We start from the raw sequence: 11256 nt of genomic DNA, 5'->3' as shown, positions 1-11256 counted from the left end.
GCGCGCACCTGGCGCCGCGAAGGCACCGGCGCGATTGCGATCGACGTGCCGGCCGACAGCTCGAACGCGCGCTCGGCACAGGCGGTATATCAGGAGATCCGCGGCCTGCTGGCGTCGATGGGCGTGCCCGCCCATGCCATCACCAAGCGCCCCTATCATCTCGACGATCCGCGCGCGCTTCCGACCATTCGGCTGAGCTATCCGAAGATGGCCGCGGTCGCCGGTCCCTGCGGAGTGTGGCCGAGCGACCTTGGTCCCTCGATCTACAATCCGAGCTACAACGAGAACAAGCAGTACGACAATTTCGGCTGCGCCACGCAGCGTAACCTTGCCGCGATGGTCGCCAATCCGTCCGACCTCGAACAGCCGCGCACCGAGACCGCAGCCTACACGCCGCGCCGTACGATCGCGTTCGATAAATACCGCAAGGGTGAGTCGACCGCGACCGCCTACCCCGAAGCCGAGAAAGCCAAGCTGAGCGACGCCGCGAAATGACCGAACAACAAGACGAGCCGCAGCACGCGAACGATTACATCGCGCCGGCGCCGCGGATTTCCGTGCAGGCCTTCTGCGCCAGCGTCGCGACCGCCGCGAACGCACGCGCGGCTGCCGACGACCGCCGGCTCGCCAAGGCTCATCTCTCGGTCCATATGGGCGGCATCGCCGCGGCGATCGACGCCTACCACAAGGCGCCGACGCCCAACGTCATCATGCTCGAGACCGAGCCGGATCATGATTTCCTGGCCGGTCTCGACGAACTCGCCACGGTCTGCGACCCCGGCACCCGCGTCGTGGTGCTCGGCACGGCCGGCGAGATAGCGCCGTATCGCGAACTGGTCCGGCGCGGCGTCAACGACTACGTCATCGGGCCGGTCAAGGTGCTCGACATCGTGCGCTCGATCTGCAGCCTGTTCTCGGCCTCCGAAGCGGTCTCGGTCGGCCGCCTGATCGCGGTCGCGGGCGCCAAGGGCGGCGTCGGCGCCTCGACCATTGCCCACAATGTCGCCTGGACCATCGCGCGCGACCTCGGGCTGGATTCGGTCGTCGTCGATCTCGACCTCGCCTTCGGTACCGCCGGGCTGGACTACAATCAGGATCCGGTGCAGGGCATCGCCAACGCCGTGTTCTCGCCCGAGCGTCCGGACTCTGCCTTCATGGAACGCCTGCTCGCAAAGTGCGGCGATCATCTTAGCCTGCTGGCAGCGCCGGCCACCCTCGACCAGGTCTACGATTTCGGCGCCGAGGCGTTCGATGCCATCTTCGATACGATGCGCATGACGACGTCCTGCATCGTGCTCGACGTGCCGCATCAATGGACCGCCTGGACCAAACGCGTGCTGGTCGGTGCCGACGATATCCTGATCGTGGCCGAGCCCGACCTCGCCAACATGCGCAACACCAAGAACATGATGAACCTGTTGAGGACCGCGCGTCCGAACGACCGTCCGCCGCTCTACTGCCTGAACCAGGTCGGCATGTCGAAGCGACCCGAGATCGAGGTCAAGGATTTCGCCAAGACGATCGAGAGCCAGCCGATCGCGGCGATCCCGTTCGACTGCAGGCTGTTCGGTGAAGCCGCCAACAACGGTCAGATGATCGCGGAAGTCTCCGCGCGTCACCGCACCACAAGGACTTTCCTGCAGATCGCGCAGCGCCTCACCGGCCGCCCCGACCTCGCGGAAGCCCGCGAGTCGTTCCTGTCGCCGATCCTCAAGAAGCTGCAGTCGCGCCGAAACGACGGGCGCCGGGCCGCCGGCTAGCGTCCCGCCTGAAAGCGCCCTAGTCGCGTCGACTGGCTGCGACCGGGATCTTCTCGGCGTCGGTGCGGCTCGCATCCCGGCGCGCCAACAGCCGCTTCAGCGCGGCGACGTTGGCTGAGCCCTGCTCCGGCGGCAAATCGGCCTTCATGATGGTTTCCGCTTCGGACTGGCGGCCCTGCAAGCCAACCACGACGGCGAGATTGGTTCGCACCCGCATGTCGCCGGGGGCGCGCTCCCGGGCACGGCGCAGCGTCTCTTCGGCCTTCGGCAGGTCCTTCGACAGCAGATAGGACAGCCCGATATTGGAGAGCACTGACGGATCGTCAGGCACGATCTTCAGCGCACTCGCATAATACTGCCGCGCCTCGTCGTGGCGATCGAGCTGGTCGAGCACGGCGCCCTGCGCCGACAGGATACGCCAGTCCGGATCTTCCGGGGTATGCGCGCGCCCGAGCACGTCGAATGCCTGCTGGAAATTGCCGTTGTCGGCGAGCGCCCGTCCGTAGCCCGCGAGCAGCGCCTTGTTGCTGGGCTGCGCCAGCACCGCCTGCTCCATCACGGCGACCGCCTGGGCCCGCTGGCCAGTGGCGCGCAGCGCACGGGCATATTTCAGCGCGGCATCGGTGTCTTTCGGGTTGGCGCGGACACGCTCGTGGTAGGTCGCGATGTCGCGCCGCGGATCGGCCGGGGCCGGCGTGGCTTCCGCCGTCTCGCCCAATGAGCCGGTGATGTCCGACGGGCCGGAGGTTTGACAGGCGGACAACCCGATCAGCAGGATCACGGCAGATACCGTGCCCGCGAGACGGCGCGCGCGGCCTGAGGGTCGGGGTAAATTCTCAAACATTAAGCGAGACTCGGAACGGCGAAGGTTCCGGGATGCTCACAGCTTAACCCTAAGGTCCGGTTAAGGATGCCATCATGTCGCCGTCATCCGGCCCAGATGCGCTGCCGGACGCCTGGCGAGAAAGCAGCCAAATGGCTGGTTCAGTCGACGAACTGGGCGCCGAACTCGTGCCCGATTTGCCAGGCCAGCCGGCACTGACGCGGACTGCCGGTCGACAGGATGATGGTGAATTCCGGCGGGATCTCCAGATATTCGGCGATCACCTTGACGCCGCCGGCCGAAATATCGGTGATCATGCAGTCGCGTGGCAGCGACCCTGTGCCCAGCTGAATTTTGGCGACGCTCCGGCACGGGCGGCGTTCGCTCTTGCGGCGATTCATAAACATTCTGATCCCCAAGCCTTTCTGGGCAACTTCCTAGCCTACCGTCATAGCCGGGAAAGATTGGAAACTGCCTAGCGGAACCCATCGTAATTGAGCGGTCGCATTCGAGATTCGTTTACCGGGGGCGCCCTCGCCCAGCCCCGCGAGCTTGGATATCAAAAATAGAATAGTTGAGCTATTTGTCCTGCAGGGCGCATCACGCACCTTCGATCAGGCCGCCCCACTCGATAGCGTGCGTTGCTACCGTCCTGTTCGCATGAGAACAAAAAGGGGTTGATCGCCAGTCGATAGACGATACCTATATCGTTTCGACTCGAATTCGCCGGGATGCCAGGAAGCATGGGAAGCATTGTTCTGCTCGATCTGATGGGGGGCGTGGCGCTCCTGCTGTGGGGCCTGCACATGGTCCATAGCGGGATTCTGCGCGCCTTCGGGCCGGACTTGCGGCTGCTGCTCGCCCGGGCGCTGCGCAATCGCTTTACCGCCCTTGGCGCCGGTCTCGGCCTGACCGCCCTGCTCCAAAGCTCGACCGCGACTGCCCTGATCACCAGTTCCTTCGCCGCCGAAGAGATCGTCAGCCTGGTGCCGGCGCTCGCGATCATGCTCGGCGCCAATATCGGCACCACGCTGATCGTGCAGGTGCTGTCGTTCAACGTCGCCGCCATCGCGCCGGTACTGTTCATTGTCGGCCTCGTCGCGTTCCGCAGCGGGCCGCGCTCCCGGATCAAGGATCTCGGCCGCGTCTCGATCGGCCTCGGCCTGATGCTGCTGGCGCTGCACATCCTGCTCGATACGATGGCGCCCGCCGAGAATGCTCCGGGCGTGCGCGTGTTCCTGGGCGCGATCACCGGCGATCCCGTGCTCTGCATCCTGATCGGCGCCGTCGTCACCTGGCTGGTCCATTCCAGTGTCGCCAGCGTGCTGCTGGTGATGTCGCTGGCCTTTTCCCAGTTCATCTCGCCCTATGCTGCATTTGCGCTGGTGCTCGGCGCCAACCTCGGCAGTGCCATCAATCCGTTGCTGGAGGGCGCGCGGCGCGACAATCCGGCGAGCTACCGGCTGCCGGTCGGCAACCTCGTCAACCGCGTCGTCGGCATCCTGCTGGTGGCGCCGTTCCTGCGCCCGATCACCGAGATCATCTACGCCTGGCAGCCCGATCTCGCCAAGGCGACTGCGCTGTTCCACATCGCCTTCAACGTTGCAACCGCGCTGCTGTTCATCGGCGTGCTCGACCACATGGCGCGGCTGCTCGAGCGTCTGCTGCCGAAGCGAGCGCAGGAGACCGATCCATCACGGCCGCGCTACCTCGACGAGAGCGCGCTGGAGACGCCTTCACTGGCGCTGGCCGATGCGGCGCGCGAGGTGCTGCATATGGGCGATCACACCGAGGCCATGCTGCGCAAGGTGATGGCGGCGATGCTGACCAACGATCGCGCCCTGGTCGACCAGGTGTCGAAGATGGACAACACCGTCGACCGGCTGAACGAGGCGATCAAGCTTTACGTCACGAAACTCACCCGCGGCAGCCTGGACGAGCGCGAGGGCCAGCGCGCGATGGAGATCGTCGCGTTCGCGATCAATCTCGAACATATCGGCGACATCATCGACAAGAACCTGAGCGAGCTCGCGACCAAGAAGATCAAGCATCGCCTGCAATTCTCCAGCGAAGGCGCGGAGGAATTGTCGGCGTTCCACAAGCGCACGATCGACTCGCTGCGGATCGCGTTCGGCGTGTTCATGTCGGGCGATGCCAACGAGGCGCGCAAGCTGCTCACCGAGAAGGCGGCGCTGCGCGCGGCCGAATTGGCCGCCGTCGAGCGTCATCTGGAGCGCCTCCGCGAAGGCCGGCCCGAAACCATCGAGACCACTTCGCTGCATCTCGACGTGCTGCGCGACCTTCGCCGCATCCATTCGCACATCTGCTCGGTCGCCTATCCCGTGCTCGATGCCGCCGGCGAAACAGCCGCCGACCGCGAGAGCACCATGGAAGCGACCGAGGTTGCGGCGCCCGTGCCTTCGAGCTCTCCGGGTTCCTGATTCCGGCAAGGCCCGCCGCGGCGGCATGGCGTGATGCGATCTGTGCTCGCTACGTCGGCGGCCGATGTTCGGAGCCGGAACGCCGCTGTGGAAGCGCAGAGACCGCAGCGAGTTGGTTGATGCTGTCACGCTGGCGATCGAACGCCCCGAGCAGATCCCCTTGCAGCAGCCGGCCGCCTGACAGCTTCATCCGAAGCGGATCGACGTTGCGGCCGTTGATCCGCACCTCGTAATAGAGGTGCGGTCCGGTCGAGAGCCCGGTCGATCCGACGAAGGCGATCGTCTCACCCTGACGGACGCGGTCTCCGATCTTCAGCCCGGGCGGGAAGCTCGCGACGTGGGCATAGGTCGTCTCATAGCCGCGGTCGTGCCGCACGCGGATATATTTCCCGTACCCCCGTTCGAACCCTTCGGTCTCGACGACGCCGGCGCCCGCGGCCGCGATGGGCGAACCATAGGGCGCCGCATAATCGACGCCCGCATGGAAGCGGCGGTCGCCAAGGATCGGATGAATCCGCCAACCGAAGCCGTCGCCGAGGCGCCCGGTCACGACCGGCTTGCGCAACAGGAATTTGGTGATGGACTGGCCGGTCTCATCATAGAAATCGGAGCTGCCATCGTCCGGCGCCGTGAAGCGATAGTACCGGCGGGTCTGTCCGCCCGCCGTCAAATCGATGAAGACCAACTCCGGCTGACCGATGTCGTTCGATGCATAGATGATCTCGGCCACATCGGCGTCGCCGAGCGGCTCGTCGAGATCGAAATCGCGACCACAGAGCCGCATCAGTTCAGCAACGATCCCCTGATCGACGTGGTTGGAGCGCGCAAGCGCGTTGAGGCCGTCACGGAGCGTTTCGCCCGGAACGGAATGCGTATCGATCGACTCACGCAGCGGGCTGTAGCTCCGCGAGGCGACGTCGGGCTGTTCCGGTACGATCGGCTGGTATTGGCCGCGATCGGTGCGACCGACGGCAGACACATTGGAGCCGGCCCGTTCGATCGACACCGTCGCGACATGGCCGCGCGGCGAACCGGCATCTCCGCCTTGTTCGATGACCGTGATTTTCTCGCCACCGGACAGCGTCTCTTGAGCGCCGGGCGACGGGAAAGCGGCAAGGATCGCCGGCGCATCCTCCGCTGCCGCCGCCAGCGCCCGCAGAATGGCGGACAGCGTGTCGCCGCTTCTCGCGATAATGACATGTCGCCGGTGACGCGATGACGAAGGCGACTTCGGAAGGTTGGTGACGTTGACAGCCTCACCTATCGGAGCCGGCGGATGCGGCACGTCCTCACCATCAGCATAGGCGCTGGTGCCGCCCGGCAGTGGGCGCCGCGATGGACCTGTCCGTATGATGGCTGGCAGTTCCGACAGCAGGTCGCGTTGCGAGCCCGCTCGCGCGTCGTCCTTTTCGTCTCCCCGCGCTTCCTGGTGTGGTTCGAGATCGATCTCCGCGAGCCGCGCCGACACGCGGGTAAATCGACGGACCGCGCCGGCATCGCTCAGCTGCTCAATCTTGAGCGCAGCGGAATTGCCCTGCGAGCCGAGCCTCCGGTCGAGACGATCGCCGCGCCGCACCTCGTCAACCACCTGCCCTGCGAAGCGCGGAAGTGACACGACCGGCGCGCTTGCGAATCGCGCGTGATCGCCAAACGTCCCGCGAAGCGCGCCGGCAAGAAGAGCGACGGCGGCGGATCCGATCAGAATCGTCCCCGCCATCCAGCGGAGGCTGACGGCGCGCCGGTCAGGCAATTTGCGCTCGCCTGTCAGCGGCGGCTCGTCAAGCGACGGAATATCAGGGATGCTCGATAGATAACCACCCGCCCTCGTCGCTTCGTCACGGCTGGTCATCAACGCCCCTCATCCCCTGGGGCACGGTCTCGAGATGCCGCCACGCCCACGGCAAGCCGTAGATGCCATGCGGCTTGGGGCGAATGTTTGACCTTGGTTCAGATTCGGTCGCAATTGATGCCGGGCTGAGCCCTATGCTGGAATCTATCGAGATTGCCGAACAAGGCCCGGCATACCGCTCGCCGCTCCGACGATGACGGCAGTCAGCTATCGAGCGTTTTCGACCCGCGGCCGCGGTTCTTCACGATCAGCATGATGTTGCGGATGTAGATCAGCGTGGCGAGACCCTGCCCGATGATGATGACGGGCTCGCGCTTGGCAAGCCCGTAGATCAGCGTCATCAGGCCGCCGCCCATCGAAAAGAACCAGAACGCCATCGGCACCACGCTCTGGCCGGCGCGTTCGCTGGAGATCCACTGCACGAGGAAGCGCGCGGTGAAGAACAATTGCGCGATCAGGCCGAACGCCAGCCAGAAGTCGAACTTGGCGATGAACACGTCGTAGAGATAGGCGCTCAACGCCTGACCGTACTGAATCAGCATCACTTCACCTCGGTCACGCCCGGCACGCCAGTGACACCGGGCACTTCAGCGACCACTTCAGTGACGACCGGCGTCGGCTTCTTGCGGCGGATCAGCCACCACACGCCGGCGAGATCCATGATCCCGATCCAGAGTCGGTCGAAAAATCCATAATTCGACACGCCGGAATGGCGCGGCCGATCGACGACATCGACATAGGCAATCGCCAGCCCCTCGCGGCGGACCAGTGCCGGAAGAAAACGATGCAGCCCGTCGAAATAAGGCATCGCCAGAAACACCTCGCGCGGAAACGCCTTCAGGCCGCATCCGGTATCGCGGGTGCCGTCGCGCAGGATGATGCCGCGCACCGCGTTGGCGATGCGCGATTGCAGCTTCTTGAAGCCGGTATCCTTGCGCCCGACGCGCTGGCCCGCGGCGAGGCCGACGCGGCCGTTGCCGCTCTCGACAGCCGCGATCAGGTCCGGCAGGAAGGCGGGATTGTTCTGCCCGTCACCGTCGAGCGTCGCCACGATCGCGCCGCGCGCGGCGCGCACGCCGCTGCGCACGGCCGCCGACTGGCCCGACGAGACCGCGTGGCGGAGCTGCCGGAGATTGGGCCGCCGGGCCATGACCGCGCTCAGCCGCTCGCCGGTGGCATCGGTCGAGCCGTCATTGACGTAGACGATCTCGTAGGCCCAACGTCCGTCGAGCGCGGCCGCGATCTCGGCGATCAACGGCGCTATATTGTCCGCCTCGTTGCGCACAGGCACGACGATGGAAACGGCGACCGGAATCTGGTCGGGAGCAGGCAAATCGGCACTCGTGGTTGGTGTTGTCGGCGATGGAACCAGCCCGATCCGGCCATCGGGCGACCGCTTTTATGGGGCGAAGGCGCTCCTCGCAACCCTTTTGAGACGCCCGTCCGACGGTCCTGACAGCGCCACCACAGTGCCGTCGCGATGAATGGCAAAACCAAGGCGGCGGGCGGCGAACCAGTAGCGCACGACCATTGCGCCGATCACCCCGACCAGCGCGCCGGCCATCACGTCGCTCGGATGATGCGCCAGCAGCACGAGCCGGGTTGCGGCGATGACCAGCGCATAGATCAGCATCGCGAACCGCGCGCCCGGCCACACCGCGGACACGGCAAAGGCCAACGCGAACGCGGTGATCGAATGTCCCGACGGAAAGCTCGAATAGGCCTCGGTGCCGGCGAAATGCTGGAAGTTGAAGGCATTGGCCTTGCCGCCGACAAAGGGCCGCCCGCGGCCGACGATCCACTTGATCAATTCACCGACAGCGACCGAGAGCACAACCGACAGAAACAGGTATTGCAGCCTCGTCCCGAAGCCAAGCAAGGTGGCGCGCGGCACGCCGCGCAGCGCAGGCGCCGCCAGCGCGACCGCGATCAGCAGCAGGCCAAGCGCGCACAGCACATACTCGTCCTTGCCGAAATCGGTGAGCGTCCTTACCCACCACAGACCAGGCGTGCCGCGTGGCGGCATCAGACTTATCTCGGTGACATCGAACGCATACATCAGCGTGATGATCACGGCGCCGACAATGACGACGAGCAAAAGTCCGTGGCGCGCGGAACGGCGCGCCGCCTCGGCGCGGCGCGAATGCGACGGCGCCCGCACGAGTTGGGCAAAGGACAGCCAAACCAGCGTCAGCAATCGTCCGAAATAGTTGGCGGATTCCGGGGTGGCTGGCAGCGCCGGCATGTCATTCCGTCCCTTCGGAACGGAAGATCGCGATCGAGACCGCCTTGCCCTGCGAGATGTTGTAGCCCTCGACGCGCACCGGTGCGTTGTAGCGCAGGCCGATCGCCTCGGCGCGCTGCACGAAGGCACGCTCCGAGCGCTGTTCGACCAGCGCGAAGCGGCAGGAGCCCTGCCCGAGGAAATCCGCGGCGCCCGATCCGTCGGTGAGCAGCGTCGAGGTATCGGTCATGAACACGAGGCTCGGCTCGTGGAAGCCGGCGGCTGCCGCCTTCGGGCCGACGCAGGTCACGTTGCGCAAGGCGCGTGCGACCTCCTGGCTCGGAAATACGGTGGTGAGCCGCGGCAGCACCACGCCATAGGTACCGGCTGCCATCAGCGCCGCGGCAATCACCGCATTGAGCAGCGAGCGCTCGGCGCGGCTGTCCTCGAACAACCACCACGCGATCAGGCCGAACACCATCGCGACGGCGAACAACGGCCAGGCCGGAAACACCGGCTGATGGATCGCCTTGATCGCGCCGACGATCACCAGCACCGCGCCGAATGCGGGAATCGCGAACCACCAGGCGGCGCCCCGCAACAGCCAGGGCGAGCGCGACAGCACGCGCCGCTCCAGCGCGCCGACGGTCAGGATCGCGATCGCCGGGTAGAGCGGCAGCACGTAATGCGGCAGCTTGGTCAGCACCGCCTCGAACACGATCCAGGACGGGATTAGCCAGGCCAGCAGGAACTGCGCACCGGGCTCGCGCCGCGCCCGCCAAACCGCAGGCGCCGCCATGCCGGCCAGCGGCGCACCGGGCCAGAACGTGATCCAGAACAGCAGCAGATAGATTCCAGGCGGCGCGCCATGGGATTCCTGTGCACCGAGCTTGCTCAGCATGTCGCCGCCGACCGAGTCGGCAAAGAAGGTCTCGCCGGCGCGCAGGAAGATCAGCACGAACCACGGCAGCACCAGCACGAGGGTCCACGTCAGGCCCCAGACTGGGCGCATGCGCCAGAACCAGGCCGCCGACCGATCGAGAATCGCAAGCCCGGCCATGGCAAGGCCGACGAACATCAGGATCAGCGGCCCCTTGAGCAGGATGCCGACCGCCAGCGCCGTCCAGAAGACCGCGGGCGGGCCCCATGACGGATGCGCAGGATCCTCGCCGCGCTGCCACGACAGATAGACTCGCGCCATCGCGCCCATCGCCGCGGTGACTGTCAGCAGCAGCATCGCGTCGGTCTTGGCGAGCCGCGCTTCGACCCCGAGCAGCACGCAGCTTGCCATCATCAAGGCGGCCAGCACCGCCCCCTGCCGCGTCACGAAGGCAAGCGCCGTCCAATAGGTCAGCAAAACAGCGCCGATGGCGCCGATCAGGGACGGCAGGCGGTACACCCAGATGCGGACCTGGGCGCGCGGCACCCCGAGCGCGGAGACGGTCTTCAGCACCGCCGCCTGCAGCCAGTAGATGCCGACCGGTTTCTTGTAACGGACGTCGTCCTGGAAGCGGATGTCGACGAAATCACCGCTCTCGACCATCTGCTTGGTCGCCTGGGCAAAGCGGACCTCGTCACGGTCGATCGGCGGGATGGTGAAAAAGCCCGGCAGGAACAGCACCAGGCAGGTCAGCGTCAGGAACAGGATCGAACGCCATTGGCTGGCCGTTGCGAACTCGAACGCCATGAACAGCCTGCGGCTCGAATGCGCAGGTTTTACAGACTGTTGCCCTGCTCCGAAGCGCCGGGGTTGGAGGCCATCCACCATGGGTTTCGCATACGATGAAACCGCACCGCAAACAACCGTGCTGTTCCGCTTTCCGACCGTGCCGCTCCGCTTTCCCGTGCGATCATTGCACGCGGATCACAACGGTATCCGCGGCCCCCGTGGCGTCGATCACGGTGAGCCGCGCAAAGCCCGGCCCGGGCGGCTCGATCAGGCGCTGCCGCCGGCTGTCGATGTCCCCGGCTGAGACACCATTCACGAGCACCGTCAGCGGCAGCACCCCGCCGGCGACCTTGACCGGCAGCGCGGCGTTGCGGCCGTCCTCGGATTGATCGACGTCGATGCGCGAGCCGTTCAGCGGAAACTGGATGTGCGGGGCCTGGTCGTTGCCGCTACGGACCAGTTCGCCGAGCGGCCGGAACCGGCGCAGCGG

Annotated in this window: 10 protein-coding genes and 1 pseudogene; 3 read left to right on the top strand and 8 right to left on the bottom strand. The window is 65.9% G+C overall.

Features of this window, described 5'->3' with window-relative positions; all coding sequences use genetic code 11:
• The coding region (locus tag AKL29_RS13730) for a CpaD family pilus assembly protein (RefSeq protein WP_050384601.1) at positions 1-495 on the top strand (495 nt) is incomplete at its 5' end.
• A complete protein-coding gene (locus AKL29_RS13725) occupies positions 492-1760 on the top strand; it encodes a CpaE/TadZ family protein (protein ID WP_050384547.1) in 1269 nt (422 codons plus the stop codon). The genes AKL29_RS13730 and AKL29_RS13725, both read left to right, overlap by 4 nt.
• A 19-nt stretch (positions 1761-1779) precedes the next feature.
• On the opposite strand, the gene AKL29_RS13720 is transcribed toward AKL29_RS13725, so the two are convergent.
• Both AKL29_RS13720 and AKL29_RS13715 read right to left on the bottom strand, forming a co-directional pair.
• Entirely contained in the window at positions 1780-2604 is an 825-nt protein-coding gene (locus AKL29_RS13720) for a tetratricopeptide repeat protein (protein WP_028331906.1), read from the bottom strand.
• 140 nt (positions 2605-2744) lie between these two features.
• Positions 2745-2990 (bottom strand): PilZ domain-containing protein, encoded by a 246-nt coding sequence (locus AKL29_RS13715; RefSeq protein WP_026192789.1) that lies wholly within the window; start codon positions 2988-2990, stop codon positions 2745-2747.
• A 336-nt stretch (positions 2991-3326) separates the two neighbouring features.
• Between AKL29_RS13715 and AKL29_RS13710 the strand changes: the two genes are divergently transcribed.
• Positions 3327-5024: a Na/Pi cotransporter family protein gene (locus AKL29_RS13710; RefSeq protein WP_028331905.1), complete on the top strand. Its 1698-nt coding sequence runs from the start codon at positions 3327-3329 to the stop codon at positions 5022-5024.
• 49 nt (positions 5025-5073) lie between these two features.
• Here AKL29_RS13710 and AKL29_RS13705 read toward each other — a convergent pair whose 3' ends face one another.
• The 6 genes and pseudogenes from AKL29_RS13705 to AKL29_RS44795 form a co-directional block, all read right to left on the bottom strand.
• Positions 5074-6873, bottom strand: coding sequence for a M23 family metallopeptidase (locus AKL29_RS13705; protein WP_050384546.1), 1800 nt, complete (start codon positions 6871-6873; stop codon positions 5074-5076).
• Between the two features lie 203 nt (positions 6874-7076).
• Entirely contained in the window at positions 7077-7415 is a 339-nt protein-coding gene (locus AKL29_RS13700; RefSeq protein WP_016845896.1) for a lipid-A-disaccharide synthase N-terminal domain-containing protein, read from the bottom strand.
• Positions 7415-8206: a glycosyltransferase family 2 protein gene (locus AKL29_RS13695; RefSeq protein WP_028352429.1), complete on the bottom strand. Its 792-nt coding sequence runs from the start codon at positions 8204-8206 to the stop codon at positions 7415-7417. The genes AKL29_RS13700 and AKL29_RS13695 overlap by 1 nt, the downstream gene beginning before the upstream one ends.
• A 66-nt stretch (positions 8207-8272) precedes the next feature.
• Positions 8273-9118, bottom strand: coding sequence for a phosphatase PAP2 family protein (locus AKL29_RS13690; RefSeq protein ID WP_050384545.1), 846 nt, complete (start codon positions 9116-9118; stop codon positions 8273-8275).
• Position 9119: 1 nt separating this feature from the next.
• Positions 9120-10865, bottom strand: coding sequence for an ArnT family glycosyltransferase (locus tag AKL29_RS13685; protein WP_050384544.1), 1746 nt, complete (start codon positions 10863-10865; stop codon positions 9120-9122).
• A gap of 82 nt (positions 10866-10947) precedes the next feature.
• Positions 10948-11256: pseudogene (locus tag AKL29_RS44795) on the bottom strand (penicillin-binding protein 1C); the annotation flags it as partial.

Source organism: Bradyrhizobium pachyrhizi (assembly GCF_001189245.1).
Lineage (GTDB): Bacteria > Pseudomonadota > Alphaproteobacteria > Rhizobiales > Xanthobacteraceae > Bradyrhizobium > Bradyrhizobium pachyrhizi.
This window is presented reverse-complemented; position numbering and strand designations above follow the sequence as displayed.

Coding starts and splice junctions, on each gene's coding strand:
- AKL29_RS13725 (WP_050384547.1), top strand. CDS start 492: ATGACCGAACAACAAGACGAGCCGCAGCACGCGAACGATTACATCGCG.
- AKL29_RS13720 (WP_028331906.1), bottom strand. CDS start 2,604: ATGTTTGAGAATTTACCCCGACCCTCAGGCCGCGCGCGCCGTCTCGCG.
- AKL29_RS13715 (WP_026192789.1), bottom strand. CDS start 2,990: ATGTTTATGAATCGCCGCAAGAGCGAACGCCGCCCGTGCCGGAGCGTC.
- AKL29_RS13710 (WP_028331905.1), top strand. CDS start 3,327: ATGGGAAGCATTGTTCTGCTCGATCTGATGGGGGGCGTGGCGCTCCTG.
- AKL29_RS13705 (WP_050384546.1), bottom strand. CDS start 6,873: ATGACCAGCCGTGACGAAGCGACGAGGGCGGGTGGTTATCTATCGAGC.
- AKL29_RS13700 (WP_016845896.1), bottom strand. CDS start 7,415: ATGCTGATTCAGTACGGTCAGGCGTTGAGCGCCTATCTCTACGACGTG.
- AKL29_RS13690 (WP_050384545.1), bottom strand. CDS start 9,118: ATGCCGGCGCTGCCAGCCACCCCGGAATCCGCCAACTATTTCGGACGA.
- AKL29_RS13685 (WP_050384544.1), bottom strand. CDS start 10,865: ATGGTGGATGGCCTCCAACCCCGGCGCTTCGGAGCAGGGCAACAGTCT.